This is a genomic window from Shewanella sp. JNE2 (assembly GCF_023159115.1).
In the GTDB taxonomy this organism is placed as follows: Bacteria; Pseudomonadota; Gammaproteobacteria; order Enterobacterales; family Shewanellaceae; genus Shewanella; species Shewanella putrefaciens.
Genome location: NZ_CP096169.1, coordinates 589,920 through 610,631, shown reverse-complemented (window position 1 = coordinate 610,631; position 20,712 = coordinate 589,920). Strand labels below are relative to the sequence as shown.

General features: G+C 46.4%; 17 protein-coding genes. 4 read left to right on the top strand and 13 right to left on the bottom strand.

All coding sequences use genetic code 11. From position 1 onward, the window contains the following. Nucleotides 1-84: 84 nt before the first annotated feature. From MZ182_RS02800 to slyA, 6 genes are all read right to left on the bottom strand, one after another. Nucleotides 85-666 carry a hypothetical protein gene (locus MZ182_RS02800; RefSeq protein ID WP_181811399.1) on the bottom strand — a complete coding sequence of 194 codons (582 nt, stop codon included), beginning with the start codon at nt 664-666 and terminating at the stop codon, nt 85-87. A gap of 861 nt (nt 667-1,527) precedes the next feature. Then, nucleotides 1,528-2,595 carry a c-type cytochrome gene (locus MZ182_RS02795; protein WP_248067780.1) on the bottom strand — a complete coding sequence of 356 codons (1,068 nt, stop codon included), beginning with the start codon at nt 2,593-2,595 and terminating at the stop codon, nt 1,528-1,530. Between the two features lie 10 nt (nt 2,596-2,605). Then, nucleotides 2,606-3,232, bottom strand: coding sequence for a c-type cytochrome (locus MZ182_RS02790; protein WP_248067777.1), 627 nt, complete (start codon nt 3,230-3,232; stop codon nt 2,606-2,608). Between the two features lie 142 nt (nt 3,233-3,374). Then, a complete protein-coding gene (locus MZ182_RS02785) occupies nt 3,375-4,403 on the bottom strand; it encodes a DUF2955 domain-containing protein (protein ID WP_248067775.1) in 1,029 nt (342 codons plus the stop codon). Between the two features lie 167 nt (nt 4,404-4,570). Continuing rightward, nucleotides 4,571-5,629, bottom strand: coding sequence for an HlyD family secretion protein (locus MZ182_RS02780; protein WP_248067772.1), 1,059 nt, complete (start codon nt 5,627-5,629; stop codon nt 4,571-4,573). Nucleotides 5,630-5,637: 8 nt separating this feature from the next. Further along, nucleotides 5,638-6,111: a transcriptional regulator SlyA gene (gene slyA, locus MZ182_RS02775; RefSeq protein WP_041420520.1), complete on the bottom strand. Its 474-nt coding sequence runs from the start codon at nt 6,109-6,111 to the stop codon at nt 5,638-5,640. 223 nt (nt 6,112-6,334) lie between these two features. On the opposite strand from slyA, the gene MZ182_RS02770 reads away from it, so the two are divergent. Continuing rightward, nucleotides 6,335-8,236 (top strand): methyl-accepting chemotaxis protein, encoded by a 1,902-nt coding sequence (locus MZ182_RS02770; RefSeq protein ID WP_248114744.1) that lies wholly within the window; start codon nt 6,335-6,337, stop codon nt 8,234-8,236. 63 nt (nt 8,237-8,299) lie between these two features. On the opposite strand, the gene metF is transcribed toward MZ182_RS02770, so the two are convergent. Then, on the bottom strand, nt 8,300-9,187 hold the full coding sequence (gene metF, locus MZ182_RS02765) for a methylenetetrahydrofolate reductase (protein ID WP_011790795.1): 888 nt from the start codon (nt 9,185-9,187) through the stop codon (nt 8,300-8,302). A 373-nt stretch (nt 9,188-9,560) separates the two neighbouring features. Here metF and MZ182_RS02760 point away from each other — a divergent pair, with 373 nt between their 5' ends. After that, nucleotides 9,561-10,142 (top strand): hypothetical protein, encoded by a 582-nt coding sequence (locus tag MZ182_RS02760; protein ID WP_248069453.1) that lies wholly within the window; start codon nt 9,561-9,563, stop codon nt 10,140-10,142. A 215-nt stretch (nt 10,143-10,357) separates the two neighbouring features. Here the strand turns inward: MZ182_RS02760 and MZ182_RS02755 are convergent, their stop codons facing one another. Together MZ182_RS02755 and metB are read right to left on the bottom strand one after the other, a co-directional pair. Beyond that, nucleotides 10,358-12,751, bottom strand: a complete 2,394-nt coding sequence (locus MZ182_RS02755) for a bifunctional aspartate kinase/homoserine dehydrogenase II (RefSeq protein WP_248069445.1) — start codon at nt 12,749-12,751, stop codon at nt 10,358-10,360. Between the two features lie 11 nt (nt 12,752-12,762). Next, the gene (gene metB / locus MZ182_RS02750; protein WP_248069443.1) at nt 12,763-13,926 is read right to left on the bottom strand and encodes a cystathionine gamma-synthase; all 1,164 of its coding nucleotides are present in this window, start codon (nt 13,924-13,926) and stop codon (nt 12,763-12,765) included. A 212-nt stretch (nt 13,927-14,138) separates the two neighbouring features. Here metB and metJ point away from each other — a divergent pair, with 212 nt between their 5' ends. Together metJ and MZ182_RS02740 are read left to right on the top strand one after the other, a co-directional pair. Beyond that, nucleotides 14,139-14,453, top strand: a complete 315-nt coding sequence (metJ, locus tag MZ182_RS02745; RefSeq protein ID WP_011790798.1) for a met regulon transcriptional regulator MetJ — start codon at nt 14,139-14,141, stop codon at nt 14,451-14,453. Between the two features lie 142 nt (nt 14,454-14,595). Continuing rightward, nucleotides 14,596-15,339 (top strand): sulfite exporter TauE/SafE family protein, encoded by a 744-nt coding sequence (locus MZ182_RS02740; protein WP_011790799.1) that lies wholly within the window; start codon nt 14,596-14,598, stop codon nt 15,337-15,339. A 105-nt stretch (nt 15,340-15,444) separates the two neighbouring features. Here MZ182_RS02740 and nrfD read toward each other — a convergent pair whose 3' ends face one another. The 4 genes from nrfD to MZ182_RS02720 all read right to left on the bottom strand — a co-directional run bounded on the left by nrfD (nt 15,445) and on the right by MZ182_RS02720 (nt 20,253). Further along, on the bottom strand, nt 15,445-16,392 hold the full coding sequence (gene nrfD / locus MZ182_RS02735) for an NrfD/PsrC family molybdoenzyme membrane anchor subunit (protein WP_014609796.1): 948 nt from the start codon (nt 16,390-16,392) through the stop codon (nt 15,445-15,447). Between the two features lie 2 nt (nt 16,393-16,394). Then, nucleotides 16,395-16,961: a 4Fe-4S dicluster domain-containing protein gene (locus MZ182_RS02730; RefSeq protein ID WP_011790801.1), complete on the bottom strand. Its 567-nt coding sequence runs from the start codon at nt 16,959-16,961 to the stop codon at nt 16,395-16,397. 12 nt (nt 16,962-16,973) lie between these two features. Then, the gene (gene phsA, locus MZ182_RS02725) at nt 16,974-19,256 is read right to left on the bottom strand and encodes a thiosulfate reductase PhsA (protein ID WP_061783462.1); all 2,283 of its coding nucleotides are present in this window, start codon (nt 19,254-19,256) and stop codon (nt 16,974-16,976) included. A 379-nt stretch (nt 19,257-19,635) separates the two neighbouring features. Next, nucleotides 19,636-20,253, bottom strand: a complete 618-nt coding sequence (locus tag MZ182_RS02720) for a pentapeptide repeat-containing protein (protein WP_011790802.1) — start codon at nt 20,251-20,253, stop codon at nt 19,636-19,638. Between the last annotated feature and the right edge of the window lie 459 nt (nt 20,254-20,712).

The following is a 20,712-nucleotide window of genomic DNA, read 5'->3' as shown; positions in this document are numbered from 1 at the left end:
TCTAAATGAACCGCCCTGTGCGGAGCCGCATGCAGGGTGGTGTGGGGGCTGGAGGCTAGATACCTCCGGCTACCCGATTATATTTTACCAACTTCGTACACCGGAAACACTTAGAGGACACTCACAAAGCTTTTCTCGGAATTTTTCTTCAATGTGATCCTGATTAGGATAAAAACCATTGTTTTCAATGTCCATTTCAATTTTACGTGTTGTCTCGATAAATAATTGTAGTAACTTGTTGCTTGCTTCTCTAAACGGCTTAGAGTCGAGAGCTATCATATGATTAAAAATAGAGTGACTATCGGAGTCCGTTGGTAGTTTAACAACTATGATTTCGCGTTGTGTTTTTCCGTGAGCCAGAAAATCTCTTAATTCAAAGCATTTTTTGGCAACTTGGTATTCTTTACTCCCCAGATAGTTCGGAAGATTAACAGCCCTAAAAAGCCGTCTATGAGAGTCCTTTCTACACTCTTTCTGCTCATTCCAGTCTTTAAAGAATATTATCCCGTAATGATTGAACATAGCCTCAAGAGCAAATGCTGTAAACGTAATACCTGTAATAGAATGATGCTCGATTTCCCATTCTTCTCCGGAGCGTTTGGCAAGCTCTAGACTAGTTGTTGCAACCCTGAAACAGTCACGAGCTGATCTTGCTTCTAACTCCACATTTATCGAAAGCAATCACTGAGCTCCAAGTAAAATATAACAGTGTATTACCCACTCTTCTTATAAAACCCAACCCGAATAGAGCTAGACATGGGAATAAACGAGTAAATAATTTAATGACGCCAATAAGTTAACATCAGCATCAGTGGCCTATCAACATTTTTCATCCTGAAAAATCGAGACCTTATTTACCGAGAAGCATTTTGGCGCGGTAAATAGTATTAGGCAAAGTGAAAGAGTAATAATTTCAGTTGATTGCATAAACACCCAAGCAAAAACCGATACTTTTTTAGGCTCGCTTTGAAGCCAGTTTATAAATTTCACATTATACCTGTATGTCTAAACAGTGCTTGAGGTTGGAACGCTCCGAGATTTCCTCTTACTAAAGAAATACAGTAAGGTGTAACAATACTTTGTTCCCTTTGACCAAAAACCATTGTAAATCAGCTTATTAGAAAACGTAGAGAGGGTTCGACTCCCCCGATATGTTTTGCACACTCAAGATAGTTTAATAAGCCACCCATGGCTAAATTCTCTGTGTACTTTAGATCAACAGATAACACTAATGCTCGAAAGGTGAGTCATGGTGATTTGCGAGACGACCGTCCGCCCCATGGACGGGGCGGTCGAGCATCCACGGATGGACTGGCTGCGTGTCGGTGAGCGAATACCATGACAAGCCGATACTAGCGGGCTAAACCACTAAGTATTAATACCCTGAAATCACAGAGCGCTCAGTAGAATTGACCAACACATGTTTGACCAATAAAAAAGCCAGCAAAGCTAAATGCTTACTGGCTTTTTTGTCTAATCCATTAACTCACTTTACTTCATCACGAGCACTTAATCTCAGCGGCTCAACTACGACTTCTTAGGAAAAATAGGATAGGCCTCAGCGCCTAACACTTTGCCATCGACTGTGACACCATAGTAGTCGCTGTCATTATGGTATTTCTCCTGCGCTTGCTTCACATCACCCTTGTTACGTGGGTCCTGCGGACGCTCGTGGGAGTTGATGTAAGCGGCAACATCCCAAGCCTGTTGGTTCGTCAACTGCATACTCTTACCAAAGGGCATATTTTCATAAATGAAAAATGCGGCAGTATTGACCCTGTGCATTCCCGCTCCCCAGTTATAACTTTGAGGTCCCCACAGCGGCGGCAGTGCATACACGCCAGCAATGGCTTGACCTTGCCCATCGGTGCCATGGCACGCTTGGCAATGGGCGACATACACGGCTTTACCTCGTTCAGGTGAATAGGCTTGTTCGGGTTTTGGGATCTCAGGATAAGCTCGGCCCGGCAAGTTAGCACGCTGTTCAACTGTCATCGTCTTAGCTAATGCCTCTGGTAATGGGAAGTCATCCCGCTTAGCACCTTTGACTAACTCAGCATCACTGATCTCAGGAACAGGACCACTGATATTAGCCTCATCCATCAAGCCGCCCATACCTAACCAATAAGCGTAAGCAGAAAGCGCCACTAACTCAGGGCTACCTGATGCTGGGGCTTTACCATTCATCGAATAGTTAAAACAACCTTGAATGCGTTCTTCAAAGCTACTGACTTTATCATCTTTTTTACGATACGCCGGATAAGCAAAATACGCGCCCCAGAGGGGGGATGCATTGGCTTTACGGCCTGCATCCATATGGCAATTGGTGCAGTTAAGCTCATTACCTACATACTTATCACGCAACTGTTGGGTATTCACAAACAGTTGATAACCTAAACGCACTTTGTCACCAAAGGCGCCTTCGGGAATCGCACTCAAAGGTCTAGGGGTAAGATAGGTTTGATCCGCTACCTTAGGGAAAGAAGGCAGCGGAGCTTGCTTATCTGGCCGTTCTTGTACTGGCTCAGTTTTAGCTTGTGCCTGCACAGTTAACGACCCCATCGCGGCCAGTAATAACATTGCGGAATATTTCATGGCCGGCTCCTTATTTTAAATTCGCAAAGTAGTTGGCTAACGCATCAATCTCGGCGACGGTGAGCTTATTCGCGACGCTCCCCATCATGCCATCGGCATCACCTTTACGTGTTCCCGACTGCCATGCCAATAATTGCGTTTTGATATAACTCGCCTGTTGACCTGCTAAGCGAGGAAATAAGCCGCCACCTAATGCAGAAGGACCATGGCAGGTCACGCAGGCGGGTAAACCACGGGACCAATCACCTTGATAGGCTAAACGGGCGGTGTCGTCATTAAAAACAACTTGTTCACCGCGGATAACGGGCTTGACGTCATTGACAGGCTTTGCTGAAAAATAGCTCGACACTTGCTCAATACCGTCACCTTGGAGCGTCATTGCCATAGGCATCATGGTCGCATTTTGGCGAACGCCCGTTTGGAAATGCTGCAATTGTGTCGAGATATATTCTTTAGATAATCCCGCTAATCGAGGGCCGAGTGGTTCAATTCCCTCACCCTTTGCCCCATGGCAAGACACACAGAGTTGCGCTGCGGGTGGGATAATGTCCATCGATTGTTTGCCAGAAGGCACATCAGAGGCGGCTGCATAACCGCTGCATAGGGTTAGACCTATGACGAATGTTCTAATATTCATTTTCTATCCTGAAAGAGAGGTAAGCTCTAAAGCATAGGGATAAGGTTATTTATGTGGGTTTGCTCACACATAATGCTTGTTACCTTACTCCGCAAACCTAAAAACGACAAGCATAAAAAAAATCTAATATATCTAATTACAATCAATAACCAAATCGCGTCGATTCGAAACGATTCAATAACTTATGTATCAGGTAACATAAAAGTAGCGTGCCAACGATAGCGATTAAAATACTGCTCACTCGGTATAAGGCACTGAAGATTAAATCGTTACCTGGGGTCAGATACTGGCCAAACAAAATCCCTAAGGTAGTCATAGCCCCAAAACCGACACCAGAGCCACTCGCCTCGCGCACATGAGCTTGGCTAAAAATCATCAGTCCAATCCACAATAAAGGAACAACTAACACCAATAACCCAGACCAATCATAAAGCAGTAACTGCACGAGTATCCCAAACGACACCCCCAACAAAGTACCGATGGCGCGCTTACGGGCATAGTCGAGTGCGCCATTCCAATGCATAGGAAACAGCAGTAAAAGAGTGGTTGCTTGAGCCGACATCGAATCCCGCAGATCAAATATTTGGAACACCAGAAACGATACCGTCGCTATAGTCGCACCAAGCAAAGCTTCGTGGCGCATTCGATGCGGCGCCTTAGGCCCAGGCTTGTAAGCCGCTCTTGGTTCAACATCGGGCCAGAGTGCCGTCATAGCGTAGGCAATAACAACTGAAAGGGCTGTTGCCCAAAAGTTACTGAAAATTAAATCGTTTAAATCAACGCCAGGATAACTAGCAAAGTGCAGCATGATACTGAGACTCAGCACACCGTTAGCACCAAAGAGAAACAAACTGCCGCGGGACATGGCTGCAAAACGGTATAAAAATAATAGGAAAACGATAGGAGTCATCATGCCGGGATGGCTACCAAAGAAACCACCGAGCAACCCAACCTCTAACCCAGCTATGGCAGATGAGGCCAATAATTGGCGCATCGCATGACCATTCATTACGGGCACTAATCCGAGGAGTAGCATAGGTGTCACAGTGAAAAATACCCCGTTACTCCAACCAAAAATTTTACACAGGGTAAAACCTAAGGTCGCGCCAGTCGCAATCCGTAAACACTGGCGTAAATCGTTGGCCGTCAATGGGCTATGGCGTAGTAACATGCTCGTCGCCTTGTTCTATCGATACATTAAATGAGGATGTTTAGCTGACTTATGCTGCGTTCATGCTTATGTTGTGAACTCTTTTACGACTCGCGGTAAATACAAATCAACCACGAATCACTGAGACCTCAACAGCGAGAAGCGCGAGTAGATAGGCTAGTAAATGGCTAGTAAATATAGTGCAACAGGCTTATCACTTTAATTTGCACTTTAGCGAGTAAACCAAACAGGCTATTATCCGGAAGTAACTGCACCGTAGCGCGCGCACCTGAGGGTAGGTCTTTCATTCCATCGCCATCCAAAATTAAGTGCAATCTGAGCCTTTGAGCATCACGCACCCAGCGGTCAGACTCCTGCGGCGCGGCTAAACGCCCATTGGCATCGAATTGCCCTGCGCTCACGCCCGCATCGACGCTGCTGACTTGAGCGCGATATAAACGACCGGGTTCGCCATCAAACGCAATCAAAGCAGTTGAAGAGGCATTAACACCACGCAGACTTTTCTCGCGAAAATCGGCAATAATATCCACTTTATCCGAGACCAAGGCCAACAGTGGCTGACCAACAGTGGCAAAACTGCCGACCTCAAGTTGCAAGTTAGTGACGACACCATCCTGATCGGCTCGAATCTGCGTGTAAGATAGATTCAGTTCTGCCTGTTCAAGGCTATTAAGTGCTTGGCGAACTTTAAGATTTGCCTCACCATAAGCACCACGGCTCACTTTAAGTTTATCTAAGCGCGCATTGGCGGCGAGTAAATTAGCTTCCGCGGCGTCAGCATCACTATCGGCCTGATCGCGCTGTTGCTGCGATACACCGTGGGTGGCATATAGGGCATCCAGACGTTTAGCTTCGCTGCGTTTTTGTAATGCAGTTGCTTTACTCGCATGCACATCCGCTTTAGCTGCGATAAGTGAAGCATCTAATTCGGCATTGTCCTGGCGAGCTTGTTCTAGTGCCAATTTAGCTTGTGATACTGCGAGCTCATAGGGCGCGGGATCGACTTGAAACAATAAATCACCTTTAGTGACGGCTTGATTGTTCGTCACCGCTATCGTCTGAATTTTACCGCTGATCTGTGGTGTCACTTTAGTCACCACACGGGTAGCCATGGCTTGAGGTGTCAATGGCATCACTGTATCGGCAAGCATGAAATAGCCAAAAATCATCACAAAGCCAAACATGGCAAATTTTACTAAACGGGCAAATTGTTGATCTGGTGTCATCTTTTTTCTCACAAAATGGTGTCTGTTACCTTGGCTAATTTGGCGCTGGCGTTGTCACTGATCAGGCTAATAATGCGTTCAAATTCACTGAGTTCAGTGGCACTGATCCCATCGAGTAACTCACGGCGAACTTGAATAATCCGCGCTTCCATTTGCTTTAAAACCTCTAATCCCGCAGGCGTCAGACTCACAATCCTTGCCCGCTTATCTTTGTCGCAGCAATGACGCTCGACTAAGCCCTGCTCCTCTAATTGTCCTAAAGTGCGCATAAGCGAAGCCAATTCAATCTCTAGCGCATCGGCCAATACTTTTTGACTCAGGTTGTCGCCTAAACGCAGCAGTTTCCATAGGGCAGTCCAGCGTGGATGAGTTAATCCTAAAGGTGCCAATTCAACATCGGCGACAGTGCGCCACAACCGATGTAGACGGCCTAAATGTTCCGCGAGGGATAATTCCTTTAAACGCTCTAATTCTGTTTGCATCATGCTTACCAGTTTACTTAGCCTGCTAAGCATTATACTTAGTTAGCAGGCTAAGTAAATAATTGAGGATAAAAAAGATCTGTGTTCAAGACCACGAAACCAACGTAAAGAAGGAAAAATAACCTAAAAAGGTTCGTTCCCTCTCAAATATTGTCATGTTGTATCTCTATAATATTAAACAGATAATTTAGATAGATGCGCACATGAACTGGAGGCTGCTTTGATAAATCTAAAAATTAGTACGAGGATCGTTATCGGGATCTGTCTATTACTGTTAACAGCTATGAGCTTTATCATGCCGCTCGTGCTCTCCGAATTCAGTCGCCAAGTTGCTGAATCCGAACAAAGAGAACTCCATAAGCTCTATGAAACCGCAGTGGCCGAAATCGCCTCTTCGGGCAAATTAGCCGAAGCAATGGCAACCATCATCTCACTCACACCTGAAGTGCAAAGCACCTTTGCAATAGGTGATCGTGATGAACTCACCACACGCACCTTGCCTATCTTTACCCAACTAAAGCGTGATTTTGCCGTTCAGCAATTCCAATTTCATAGGCCACCTGCCACATCTTTCCTGCGTTTACATCGCCCTGAAAAATTTGGCGATGATCTCACCAGCATACGTAAAACCATCGTTGAGACAAATAGCCAAAAACGCCCCCTCTATGGCTTGGAATATGGAGTGGAAGGATTGGGTATTCGCGGCTTAGTACCAATGAGTTACAACGGACAACACACAGGTTCGGTGGAATTTGGCATGTCCTTTGGTCAACCTTTTTTTGATAATTTTAAACAAGCCTATCAAGCGGAAATCGCCCTCATCTTGCCAGATGATTCTGGATATAAGTTATTTGGCGCTACATTCACGCCTGATACCCAAGCGACAGATGAACTCAATAACGTCATGCAAGGCCATGAAGTCATACGCACTATTTCCTTAAATAACAAAACCTACGCCCTGTATCGCCACGCCATAAAAGATTACTCAGGAAACGTGTTTGGCGTACTCGATATTGCGATGGATAGAACCCATTCAGAACAAGCGATAGCGGATATTCGCCTTAAGTTGATCCTTATCGGTTTAGTAGCTCTGGTCATTGGAACCGCCATTGCTTGGTTTATTGCCAAGGGTATTACGCGTCCTATCGCAGAAACCACCCAAGCCATGAATGATATCGCCGAAGGTGAAGGTGACTTAACCCGCCGAATCGCGGTAAATGGTAAGGATGAGATCGCAGAATTATCCATGGCATTCAACCGCTTTGTTGAAAAAATTCACAGCACAGTTTCCCAAGTTGCCGACTCTACCAGCCTGCTCGCCACCTCCGCAGAGGAAATGTCGAGCATTACGCGAGAAACCCAGCAAATGGCGGATCGCCAACACCTCGAAACCGAGCAAGTTGCTACCGCAATGAATGAAATGGCCGCAACGGTACAAGAAGTTGCCCATAACGCCACCGATGCGGCCGATGCCGCCAATCACGCCAATGACTCAACCGAACAAGGCAAATTGGTCGTACAAAAAGTGGTATCAACGATAGCAATTCTAGCCGAGGAGATAGCCACAGCAGCGAGCGCAATCAATGAATTAGAGCGTAATACCGCTGAAATTGATTCTGTGCTTGTGGTTATCCGTAATATTGCCGACCAGACTAACTTACTCGCACTCAATGCGGCAATTGAGGCCGCAAGGGCGGGTGAACAAGGTCGAGGATTTGCGGTCGTTGCCGATGAAGTGCGCACCCTTGCTAGCCGCACCCAAGCATCTACCACAGAAATTCAGCAGATGATCGAAGTGCTTCAACATAAAGCTAAATCCACGGTTAATGCGATGGAAACCAGCACCCGTACCACCCAAAGCTGCGTATCCCAAGTCCACCAAGCGGGTGAAGCACTCGAAGCCATTACCCATGCCGTTTCAACTATTAGCCAAATGAACATTCAAATTGCCAGCGCCGCAAATGAGCAATGCGCCGTTTCGGCAGAAATTAATAAAAATGTCAATAACATCAATGATATTGCAACCAATGCGACAGATAGTGCGGTACAAACTGCACGCGCTGGCGATGAACTTGCCCAACTCGCAGCCCGTTTAACAACGTTATTGGCTCAATTTAAAATTTAAAGTACAGAAAAAACAAAACGCCGCATTCTCTGCGGCGTTTTTATTAGCTCATTTTATAAGGTGTTATTTAGGGCGCACGCCTAAAGTGTGGCAAATCGCGTAGGTCAATTCGGCGCGATTTAAGGTGTAGAAATGGAAATCCTTCACGCCTTCACGGGACAATACTTTTACCATATCGATTGCCACGTTTGCCCCCACCAATTGGCGTGTACCCGCATCGTTTTCTAGGCCATCAAATTGCTTATGTAACCAATTAGGTAACGACACATTGGTCATGCCCGCGAAACGTTTTAGCTGGGTAAAGTTAGTCACAGGTAAGATGCCTGGCACGATTTCAACATCGATACCAGCGGCAACGCAGCGATCACGAAAACGCAGGTAAGATTCCACATCGAAGAAAAATTGGGTAATGGCACGGCTGGCACCCGCATCAATCTTACGCTTAAGGTTGATCAAATCCGCCTGTGCATTGCTCGCATCGGGGTGCACTTCTGGATAGGCCGCAACGGAAATATCAAAGTCAGCCACAGAGCGCAGCAAACGCACTAAATCGGCCGCAAAACGGGTTGGCTTTGGGCTGCCTGCGGGTAAGTCACCACGCAGTGCCACTATGTCACGGATGCCCGATTTCCAATAATGTTTCGCCAGTTCTAATAATTCTTCATCGCTGGCATCCACTAAGGTTAAGTGCGGCGCGGCAACAAGATCCGTTTCCTGTTGGATACGCTCAATCACGCCATGGGTACGGTCACGTACGCCAGAGTTAGCACCATAAGTCACAGACACAAACTTAGGATTCAGTGGCTCTAAACGACGGATAGAATTCCACAGGATCTGTTCCATTTCGGGGGTCGATGGCGGAAAAAACTCAAAAGAAACATTAATATCGCCATTAAGCTCAGACAAGCTCTGGTTTAGCGAATGTGAATGTTGTGCGTGATGAAAAGCCATGTGTATTTCCTCAACCGCCCTTGGCACGACTAACCGCCCATGGCACGACTCTATAGTTCAGTGGTTCAAATCAAATGGACGTTTGGACGTCTACATGTCCATATACTAGAGAAACTGAGATGCAAGTCAAGCCAAAAAATCCATTCAGGCCAATTTCTACCCCATTGCGTTCTAGAGTATTAACCCTTTCAAAAATTGTTTTGCAATATTTCCCATAGGAGATCTACAAGGTAAACTTTTAAAAAAAAAAATTAATAAGTTATACTAATTAATGATGATTGATAACGAGGCGGTAACAGTTGTCATTGTTCTCCTTCCTCGCTAATTTTAATCAACCGTTTTATTCCTGCTTAGAAAAGATCTAGGAATCCGCATGAACATATCAAATGATGAGATACGTGAAGTTGTTGAGATATCAATATTGGAGTTATTTGATAGCTTCCAAGCTGCACCTTATAGCTACTTATTCGAGTCAGATATCCAATCGATGCTGTATTCAGAAATTAAAAGGAAATTACCTCATCTAATAGAAATTTCCGGCACAGGACACCCTCATGCAAAATACAATATATCCGTTGTTCACACAGAATATTTCAATAAAATTGATATAGCTTGTATAGATGTTGAACGATATTTTGATCATCCCACACGAGTTCACAAGGGTAGTGATATACACTTGTATGATTTGCCGATCCTAAAGGGGATTGAGATTAAGTATAGAAAACTCGGCGATAAATTTGGGATAAAAGCTTGCTTATCTGATATGACGAAATTACAGAACATAGGGATAAAAGAACCAGTAGTACTCGGTTTTATCCAAAACGATACAGATGTAGATGACTTTTTTTCTGGCAGTAATGTTGGAATGAGATCTATTGAAGAGAAAATGAATGACCCACTTAGCAATATTAGTATTGTAAGCCCGACACGAAGATGGCGAATAGAGTTAGCCTAGCATATTAAACAATTAGAGGTAGCAAAGCTGAGTAGATAATGCTTAAGCTATTTCAATCAAACCAACGTCCAGCAGTGTTTGTAGGCTGCCATAAAGGATGAGTAGCCCTAAAAACAATCTTCTCTAATCGACAATGAACCAACTTAAAGTATCATCCCATATGCCACAAGCAAAAAAAGGACTCGAATGAGTCCTTTAAGCTTTTGAATTTAAATCTATTCCTGCAATAGATCGCGACAAATCTGGGTCAAGTCTGACTGCACTGCTGCCGCTGTCACTTCGCGGCCTGCGCCCGGTCCACGGATGATCAGCGGATTACCTTGATAGAAGGCGCTGCGGATCACAAACACGTTATCCCCCGGGGTTAAATTGGCATAGGGATGATCGGTATCAATCCACTGCAAGCCCACTTCAGCCTTAAGCTCTGGGCCGCTGTTGTCTAAGGATGCCACGTATCTGAGCACCTTATTTTGCTCAGCCGCCGCACCATATTGTTGCAGCAAATCGGCATCTAACTCGGCAATGCGAGCAAGAAACTGCTCTAAGGGAATATCCGCTAAATGTGCGGGCACTAATGAACGCAGCTCAATATCTTCAAGCTCTATTTCAAGGCCAATTTCACGAGCTAAAATAAGCAACTTACGCTGCATATCACGGCCGGATAGATCGTCGCGGGGATCGGGTTCAGTAATACCTAAGCCTCTGGCTTCAATCACTAATTCTGAAAATGGCTTGCTGGTATCGTATTTCTCAAATAACCAACACAGGGTGCCGGAGAAAATCCCCCCCACGGCCTCAACGCTATCACCGCTGTTACGCAGATCATTCAGCGCATGCTGGATAGGCAAGCCGGCGCCGCAACTAGCATTGTAGCGCCAAAATAAGCGACGATTACCTAGTTGCTGCTTTAACTCACGGTAAAAAGGTAGTGGACCCGAGCCCGCGAGTTTGTTCGCGCTCACCACATGGATACCGCGCTCGAACAGTTCTGGATATTGCAGCGTCAAACTGGCGCTGGCACTGATATCTAAGGCCACCAGCTCATCGCAGTTAACTTGCTCTAACTGCTCAAATAAATGCTCATATTGCCAAGGCGTAGCATCTGCCTCGAATTCGGTCTGCCAATTGGCTAAGTTAATGCCAGCGGATTTGATCAACGCCTTACTGGAGCTAACTAATCCCACTAACTCAACCTTAGCCTCAAGTTCATGGTCCAGTGATGGCGAAACCGACTTGAACAGATTGACCCAAGCCTCACCGATATTGCCCACACCGAGCAGTAAGACGCCAATGCGTTTACGCGGGCCAGCACAGCGGCGGTGGACTTTTTGGGTTAACAGATTCACCTGTGACTGTGGCACTAGCGTCACTAGGCTTAAATCGCCACTGAACAAAGGTTTAGCATCACGGCTCAGTAAACGTGCGAAGCTGCGGCGATAATGTTCGGCGTCCGCACTCACTAATGCGACTAAACCAAAATCTGTGTTGATCTGCTGATCGCTGATCCCGAATGCTTCTGCCTCGGCATCGAGTAATCTTTGAACTTGTTTTTGATTCTCAGCGGTATAAGCAAGTTCAACCCTTTGATGGGCAGAGGTCCAATGGGCCAATGGCGTGAAACCCGCGGCAATCAATAAATCTAATAAACGAGTTAACTCCCCTGTGAGTTTAAAGCCGAACAAGACAACGGCATTGAGATTAGTCACCACAGGCGCACTCGCCGACGAACTGTGGGGCGCGATTAAGGTAAAGTCAGTGTGGGACGCATAACTTGAACGCACCGCTAAGCTCACTTCGGTATTGAATAACGGCTGCAAAGTGCGCGAATGCAATACTGGCGAGCCTAAACGCGCTAGGCGATCGGCTTCGGCAAGTGACATACTTTTTAGTAACTTAGCATCGTTGATTTTATTAGGATCGGCGTTGAACACCCCTTCCACATCGGTCCAAATGGTCACGCGCTCGATATCGGCAAGACTAGCAATCAGGCTGGCGCTAAAATCTGAACCATTACGACCAAGTAATAAGGTATCGCCACGCTCGTTAGCGCAGATAAAACCTGTGATCACTAAGCGTTCATTGGGATGCGCGGCTAATAGGGCTTGTACTTTAGCGCGGGATTCCTGTACCCGAATTTGCGGCACAGCGGCTTCATCGGCCACTAAAATTGAACAGGCATCCACATGGCTTGCCGCCACACCAGATTCGCGCAGCAGCGCCGCCATTAAGCGTGCCGACCAACGTTCGCCAAAGCTCACCACATGGTTGATTTGGTAATCGTTGCGAACGTCTAAGGATAATAAGCTGATAAGTTGCGCTTTATCAGTCGCCAAACGCTCACGCAGATCGCGGGCTTGTTCATTCGACAACAACTGCTCAATCAACCCCTGTTGGTAGCTGATCAGCACTTGTAATTCTTCTTGCCATAGCTGAGCCGCATCACGCAGCGCTAATAATTTATACAGAAAATTCGTGCTCTTACCCGCTGCAGAGACCACCACAAGATCATCACTATGACCGTGGGTTAACAGGATATGGGCGACTCGACGATAACAATCGGCATCCGCTAAACTGGAGCCACCAAATTTATGTAAGTGACAACGTGCCATCTATTATTCCTCTACTGACAAGCCGCAGCGGCGGCTAATCCTGCTTGAATATCTGCAACTAAATCGGCGGCATCTTCAATACCCACCGATAGACGCAATAGGGTGTCTTTAATACCAGCCTCGAAGCGCGCCTGCGGCTCCATGGCTCTGTGGGTCATAGTGGCGGGCACGGCCACTAAACTTTCGACGCCACCTAAACTTTCTGCCACGCTAAATAAACTTAATGCACCTAAAAAGGCCACCACTTCGGTCTCGCCGCCTTTGAGCTCAAAGCTCAGCATAGCGCCAAAGCCTTTTTGCTGCTTGGCCGCAATGGCGTGACCAGGGTGATCCGCAAGACCAGGGTAATAGACTTTGCTCACCACAGGGCTTTGGGTTAATACCTCAACAATGCGCTGGGCATTGGCTTGATGTTCGCGAATGCGTACCGCTAGAGTACGTAGGCCGCGCAGGGTCAGATAACTGTCGAAGGCTGACCCCGTTAAGCCTAGAGTGTTCGACCACCAATGTAAGCTTTCGCCGATTTGTGCATCTTTGGCGACCACAGCGCCGCCGACCACATCGCTGTGACCATTGATATATTTAGTGGTGGAATGGATAACGATATCCGCACCTAACAATAGGGGTTGTTGCAATATCGGCGATAAAAAGGTGTTATCGACCACCACCAGCGCGCCGACATCATGGCTCGCCTTAGCAATGGCTTCGATATCCACCACACGCAATAACGGGTTCGATGGGGTTTCGAGCCACACCATCTTAGGATTCTGCGCTATGGCTGCGGCTAACGCTTGACTGTCAGTTTGGTCCACCACAATCAGCTTAAACTGGCCTTTCTTCGCCAAGTTGGTAAATAAACGGTAGGAACCGCCGTAACAATCGTGGGGCACAACCAAGAGATCATCTGGGCCGAGTAAGGTGGTCACTAAGGTGATGGCCGCCATGCCAGTGCATGTCACTATAGCAGTCGCCCCCTTTTCTAATTGGGCTAATGCTTCGCCTAAAATGCAGCGCGTTGGGTTGCCTGAACGACTGTAATCGAATTCGCGGGGATTGTTATGACCATCGAAGGCGTAATTAGTCGACAAATAAATCGGTGGCACAACGGCACCATATTGAGTATCGCTTTCGATACCCTGACGCACTGCCAGTGTGGCTAATTGACGCTCTGCCATGGGTGGACTCCTAAATTCGGTAGACTGATAGAGATGTCTGGACGTCTAAATGTACCTAAGCCCAACCACATCGTCAATAGGCGTTAAGACGTTTAGACGTCTAAACATAAAGAAATCTGTTTGCAATCCCTAAGAAATAGTAGCAATAATTTGACTGTTGTTTGTAAGGGTTTAAAATCTGCCCCGAATTTAGCGTTATAACAGGTGAGTCAATGACTGAATGGAATGGGGAATATATCAGCCCCTATGCTGAACATGGCAAGAAGAATGAGCAAGTAAAGAAAATTACTGTGTCCATTCCGCTCAAAGTGCTTAAGATCCTTACGGACGAACGTACTCGTCGTCAGGTCAATAATTTACGTCACGCCACCAACAGCGAGCTGTTGTGTGAGGCATTTTTGCACGCCTACACTGGCCAGCCATTGCCTAACGATGACGATCTGTCAAAAGACAACCCAGATAGTATTCCCGCCGAAGCCAAGTTGTTGATGGACGAAATGGGGATCGAGTGGGAAGACATGGAATAGCGACTCGTCGCTTCCAAGATTGCTGTTATTTTCAAGATCACATTGCTCATCAATAGGGATCGTTAACGGTCCCTTTTTGTTTATGCCTACATAATCTCAAGCGATGAGTTTATCTTGAGATTTTGGGGTATGTAGGAACCCTATGTTTTCTATGATAGATCCCCAGACACTTGCCTTAGCCTCGCTAATCGTGTTTATGGGCGCCTTAACCCAAAGCCTGATTGGATTTGGGCTTGCGGTTGTTGCTAGCCCCTTGTTGTATATCGTCGATCCGCAGCTTGTCCCTGCACCCGTTATTGCGATGGGATTCTCTATCGCGCTACTTACCTTAGTGCGTGAGCGCGGTCATTTAGAATTCAATGGCTTGCAATATGCTCTTATCGGTCGCGTACCCGGCGGTTTTATCGGTGCCAGCCTGTTGCTGTTTGCGCCTCAACCCATACTCGGTTTATCCATCGCCGCCATTGTGACAATCGCGGTTATTCTCAGCCTATATAAATTCAGTCTCCCCGTTAATAAAGCAACCCTCTTCAGTGCGGGTGTGGTTTCAGGGATTTTCGGCAATATTGCCGCAATTGGTGGCCCGCCAATGGCGATTTTATTGGCAGGCAAAGATGCCTCGCAGTTTCGCGCAGCTTTATCGGCCTTCTTTATTTTTAGCTCTATGATTGCGCTGTGTATTTTAGCTGTAACAGGCTTGCTAGAGATCAAACACCTATGGCTCTCCTTAATGCTATTACCCTCAGTCATTTTGGGTTATTTAGTCGCAGGTAAACTCGTGGGACGCATCGATAAACATAAAACAAAAATGGCGACATTAGCCCTCTGTGCCATCAGCGCGTTAGTGTTAACGGTAAAGTCGGTTATCGAGCTATTACCCCAATAAGTGCCCTGCTTGTACAGGCAAACCTTCTCAAGATTCAAACAATAAAAAGCACTGACATTGCCAGTGCTTTTTCTTTATCTCTCAATATGTAAAGCCTATCTACACTCAGCTTAAGTAGCTTTGTCCTGCGTACACAATAAAGTGTCTCAGTGCGAGCACGCCCGTTAAGCTAGCACAGGCAACCATGATCATTGCGCCCTTAGTATGGCGAGTCGCAGCGGGTAGCAGCATAAACAGCAATGGAATACCAAAGCCGATACCCACTACGCCAATCCAGAATACGCTTGCCCAAACACCTGTTGTCAATGAAGCCAGTGCTGCAGCCGCAGCACCACCTTTAAAGTACAAGGCGCAGAACAACATAAACAGGAACATGACTTCAATCGCCATCACAGGCAATTCTAAACCGTGCATTTTGACAAGCGTTTTATCGTGACTGTCTGTCTTAAACATCAGCAACGCCAGTACCGCGTTAGCCGCAGCGCCCGCCGATAAGCCTGACACTAAAAACAGTGCAGGCAGTACCGCAGTATTGAGCATAGGATAGGCATTCATGGCCGAAATTAAGAAGCCAGTGTAAGCCCCTACGCCAATAGCGAGGACAAACAGCAATACTTCAATCACCTTTCTAAAGGGCATAAGTAACTTAGCAATAGGCACTAAGAAACCTAAGCCCCACTTTGGCAAATCGTCACGCAATACGAGAATCGCGTAGGCAAATGCCAAGGGTGAATAAGCCAGCAGCGCCAACACCCCAATAGCCATCACTGACTGGAAGTTGTAGTTAATCAAGATTAACCAGAAATGGAATGGCTTGGTTAAATCAAACACTAAGCACGCCAAACCTAAACTGATCGCTACAGGCCCAATAATGGCCGCCGCCTTAAGAATACTGCTTTCAACTCCAGCGTTAAGCTCCTTATTCGCCCAACGTAGACCGATACCAATCAGTAAACTGCCCGCGGATAACCCCGCCATAAATAGGTAGACGGCGATAACCCAGTGCCAAGTCACTGGATCATATTGCGTCATATCGCCCCAAGTATTGTTCATAATCAAATCCCCCCTCTTTTGGTAGGAACGCGATACACCCTAGGCTTAGTGCCCAAATGGGTTTTATCTTGGTAAGTGATTTTGGTATTGAGCATGATGGCCACTTCACTCTTAGGATCATTGGCATCACCAAACACAAGCGCATCGGTTGGACACACAGTCACACAAGCAGGCTCTTCACCCCGCGCTAAACGCGTGTCTTTACAGAAGTTGCACTTATCCGCGACTTTAGTTTCTGGGTTCATAAAACGTACTTTGTAGGGGCACGCCGCCACACAGTACATACAACCCACACACTTATCTGCATGAATAGAAACAATGCCGTCTTCACCCACATAGGCAGCCCCCGTTGGGCACACCTTAACGCAGGGTGCATCTTCACACTGTTGGCAGGATACCCTGTGGTATTTGAAATGCAGATTGGGCATTTCACCATAGGGGCCTTCGACACGTACCTGTAGGCGGGTAACACCTTCAGGTACACCATTTTCACTGCGACACGCCACGTTACAAGCTTGGCAGCCGATGCACTTATTCTCGTCGTGCACCATTACATATCGTTTATTCATTTAAGCCTCCGATTAGCGCTTTGCCAGCGTGACACCCGTAGTGTGCACATTCATGCCGCACACAGGTGCTGTCACGTGGGGAAGTAAGTTTCCGCAGTGGATACCTTTGCCCGTTGCTCTGACCAACTCTTTGTTTTTAGAGCCGAAACCCATATAAGCAAATACAGTATCTGGGCGAATACCTGGTGTGACTAAGGCATGACCTTCTTCGGTACCTACGCTACTGGTGAGACGAATTGGATCGCCATTACTGATCCCTAACTTGCCCGCTGTCACTGGGTGAACCCAGATAGCGTTATCAGGCATCAGGTTCGCCAACATAGGAATATTGTGGGTGGCGCCATTGGTGTGTACAGCCACTTTGCCTTGGATAAAGTAGAGCTCGTCTGGTTTTTTCAGAGCCACTTCGCGGAACTTAATCACTCCACGCCCCGGAGCCATCGCTTCAACTTTAGCGGAGGTGAGTTCAATTTTGCCGCTTGGGGTTTTAAAGGTCAGTGCACTGGCGTAAGTGCCGTCTTCATCGGCGGGTCGCGCATTGGGGTATGCCTTAATAAACTCGGCAACCATCTTAGGTTCGCGCAACATAATAGGCTTACCAAAGCTGACAAAACCTTCATCCTTAATTCGGCGTAACAGCGCGGTATCGCGGTTCACTTGCATTAATTGCAGGGTTTCAATGTTGTCCCATGGATAAAACTCACCGAGGCCCAGTTCATTGCCAATGTCTTTAAAGATTTGCCAAGAGGGTCTTGTATCACCGAGTGTTTCAACCACTCGTTGACGCACATAGTAAGCAGGATTTTTCCCCGACCTATCGGCAATTTCTTCATCGCGCTCAAGGTAGGTTGATTCAGGTAAAATCACATCAGCATAGGCCGCAGTTTCACTGATATACACATCACACACGGCGATAAAGTCGAGCTTTTTCATGGCTTCAACAACGCGCGCTCTGTCTGTCATGGTTTGCATTGGGTTAGTGCGGGACATCACCCAGCCGTGTAACTGATATGGCACTGCACTTAAGGTCGCATCGAGAATGGTTTGGTAAATCCCCCCCGATGACCACATCATGGCGTATTGTTCTTCCACTTGGTCAATGCGTTTTGCGGCTGGTTTTGGCATATCTTTTATGCCGGGTTTGGCCAACACTGGCGCAACCGCTTCACCGGCGAGCTTGTTGTAATCACCCGGCTTTTGGCCGATATAAATCCCCCCCTTACGCTCAATGTTACCAATCAAGACGTTGGCAGCATAAAGGGCGCGGCGCATATCAAACTCTTCCGTAGTGAATGTCGCTCTATGACCAAAATCGACTACAGCATGGGGGGCTTTAGCGGCATATTCATGGGCGATACGGCGAATGTCCTTGGCGGGCACATCGGAAACCGTTTCTGCCCATTCAGGGGTATAGGCTTTCACTTCGTCGGCAAAGGCTTCGAAGCCTTCAACATAACGCTCAACAAAAGCTTTATCGTATAGATTATCTTCAATTAATACATGGCATAACGCTAAGGCGACCGCGACATCGGTGCCGGGGCGAATGGCATACCATTCATCGGCCTTGTCGGCCACAATCGAGAATCTTGGCTCGAACACCACCAACTTGGCGCCTTTATCCATCTGTGCTGCCATCATGCCGCGGGTTTCGGACATGTTAATGCCTTCGTACAGGTTATGGCCGAAGTTGATAATGTATTTTGAATTGCCTAAATCACGTTTTAACTTAGTCCCAAAGATGGCTTTGGCGGCAATTTCATAACCACCGGGGCAAGTTGATGCGTGGGTAAAGGTATTTGGACTGCCATAAGCCGTGGCTAAATGGAACAAATGCTGTTCGAGTGATCCAGATTTTGACGAGAATGCTACGGCTTCAGGACCATGTTCCTTTTTAATTTTATTCAGATTATCCGCAATCAGTTTATAGGCTTCGTCCCAGCTGATCTCAGCCCATTTGCCTTCGCCACGCTCACCAACACGTTTAAGTGGTTTAACAATACGTTGTGGATCGTACAGCAAGCTGTGACCTGCACCACCACGGGCACAGACTTTACCACCAAAGGATTTAGCCGCTTTATTGCCGCTAATGAAGACATTTTTGCCCTCAATCACCCGCGCAGAAATAGGGCAACGGGTTGAGCACATTTCACAAATACTGGCAATATCCTTGCCCATGCCCTTTAGCTGTTTATTCTCTAATGCCGCTAAGCTGCCCGGCAGCAGACTGGCTAAGGCACAGGTTGCACCGCTCGCCCCAGCACCCTTTAAAAAGGTTCGCCTATTAAGCTCTATCATGGTTACCTCCATCACGCTCATCCAACCCGTTTAATGCCTTTTGGCCATATCGAGTTAAAGTGTGCTCACTGATTTTGTTTTGCTTTTATCGTTATCAGCGCATTAAAGTTCGTTTAATGCACTTCTTCTAATCCAAGGCAATTGTTAACCCTAAAGAGGTAAGCGGATATTGTGGTAAACCACATAGGGGAGAGCGGTGTGATCTAAGGCAACTAAAAGCTAAAATCAATCTAAAAAATCGTGAATAAGATCAATAGACTTGCTGAGGACTTTTAGAGGAAAAAGATGATGTTTTTTTATAAAAAAATCATCTTCGATAAACATAAAAATTTATGAAAATACTTTAAAAATAATTAGTTAATACTGATTAAACCGCATTTTAATCGACAAGTTCGATATCGAGACAATTGAGCAAACGAATCGCCTCATCACAACTAAATTTAGCCCCTTTGATTTTATTATTAAAAATATCAATATCGTAATTTGTCGCTTCAGAGAAATCCGCATCAGCTAATTGGGTGCGGCCAAACAGGCTATGGCTAAAATCCGTGTAGGTGAAATTGGCTCGATTGAAGCTGCCTTCTCGAAAATCCACATCGTGGGCTTTACACTCCTCAATCACTATTTCGTCGAGGGATAAACCAAGAAAAGAACTATCGTTGAGGATGCATTGTTTAAAGGAAAATGGCGCAGCAAAGGATAAACGTGGCCATGCAGCGCGGGTCCAATCTATACCGACGAGCTTACATTCTTCAAATACAACGGCATTGAACTGGCATTGGGGCACTTTGACTAAACTCAAGTTACAGCGCACAAAGCGGCACTCGATAAACTTACATTTACGGAAGGTACTCTCGCTAAAATGGCAATCCAAAAACTCGCAATCCTCAAATTCAACCTCCTGCCACTCCTGCACATTCTCGGATAAGCCACTAAACTGCTCAGATAAAAAATGGCTACCCTGTGGTGCCGCCCTTTGGCCAATCTTAAATGCCATCACCTACCCCTTTATAAAATGATTCCAATGCCATAATTCCACAGACATTGTTCAACGGCCAATTGCGCCATCATCAATAAACCTTAGGATTTTGTCCACTGCGTCGCACAAATAGCCATGGTAAATTTTGTCAAAAACGGTAGAATGTCGGCACTTTTTCGCGGCAGTCTAGAACAAGGTTCTCTCGGATTAATGGTTAGCATTTTCGAGCAAAATGACACGGGCCCAGCCCGCTTTAGCAGACCACTTTCACTGTGGTGCCAACCTTGCCCTGCGTTCGTTCCATCCCTTGCCTTATCTCCAACAAACACAATTCAAACACCGCCCGAAAACAACATTTTTGCTGTTCAAGATTTAACATCAAATCCCACCAATGGACTTCTCCAATTAAATGGTAAGCCTTTGGTAAATAATAAAAAGATTGTACTAAACAAGGCGCTCGCTCGAAGCATGGCCCTA

Excerpts from the sequence above, each read along its gene's own strand:
- MZ182_RS02795 (WP_248067780.1), bottom strand. The coding sequence starts at position 2,595 with ATGAAATATTCCGCAATGTTATTACTGGCCGCGATGGGGTCGTTAACT.
- MZ182_RS02790 (WP_248067777.1), bottom strand. The coding sequence starts at position 3,232 with ATGAATATTAGAACATTCGTCATAGGTCTAACCCTATGCAGCGGTTAT.
- MZ182_RS02785 (WP_248067775.1), bottom strand. The coding sequence starts at position 4,403 with ATGTTACTACGCCATAGCCCATTGACGGCCAACGATTTACGCCAGTGT.
- MZ182_RS02780 (WP_248067772.1), bottom strand. The coding sequence starts at position 5,629 with ATGACACCAGATCAACAATTTGCCCGTTTAGTAAAATTTGCCATGTTT.
- slyA (WP_041420520.1), bottom strand. The coding sequence starts at position 6,111 with ATGCAAACAGAATTAGAGCGTTTAAAGGAATTATCCCTCGCGGAACAT.
- metF (WP_011790795.1), bottom strand. The coding sequence starts at position 9,187 with ATGGCTTTTCATCACGCACAACATTCACATTCGCTAAACCAGAGCTTG.
- MZ182_RS02760 (WP_248069453.1), top strand. The coding sequence starts at position 9,561 with ATGAACATATCAAATGATGAGATACGTGAAGTTGTTGAGATATCAATA.
- MZ182_RS02755 (WP_248069445.1), bottom strand. The coding sequence starts at position 12,751 with ATGGCACGTTGTCACTTACATAAATTTGGTGGCTCCAGTTTAGCGGAT.
- metB (WP_248069443.1), bottom strand. The coding sequence starts at position 13,926 with ATGGCAGAGCGTCAATTAGCCACACTGGCAGTGCGTCAGGGTATCGAA.
- metJ (WP_011790798.1), top strand. The coding sequence starts at position 14,139 with ATGACTGAATGGAATGGGGAATATATCAGCCCCTATGCTGAACATGGC.
- MZ182_RS02740 (WP_011790799.1), top strand. The coding sequence starts at position 14,596 with ATGTTTTCTATGATAGATCCCCAGACACTTGCCTTAGCCTCGCTAATC.
- nrfD (WP_014609796.1), bottom strand. The coding sequence starts at position 16,392 with ATGAACAATACTTGGGGCGATATGACGCAATATGATCCAGTGACTTGG.
- MZ182_RS02730 (WP_011790801.1), bottom strand. The coding sequence starts at position 16,961 with ATGAATAAACGATATGTAATGGTGCACGACGAGAATAAGTGCATCGGC.
- phsA (WP_061783462.1), bottom strand. The coding sequence starts at position 19,256 with ATGATAGAGCTTAATAGGCGAACCTTTTTAAAGGGTGCTGGGGCGAGC.
- MZ182_RS02720 (WP_011790802.1), bottom strand. The coding sequence starts at position 20,253 with ATGGCATTTAAGATTGGCCAAAGGGCGGCACCACAGGGTAGCCATTTT.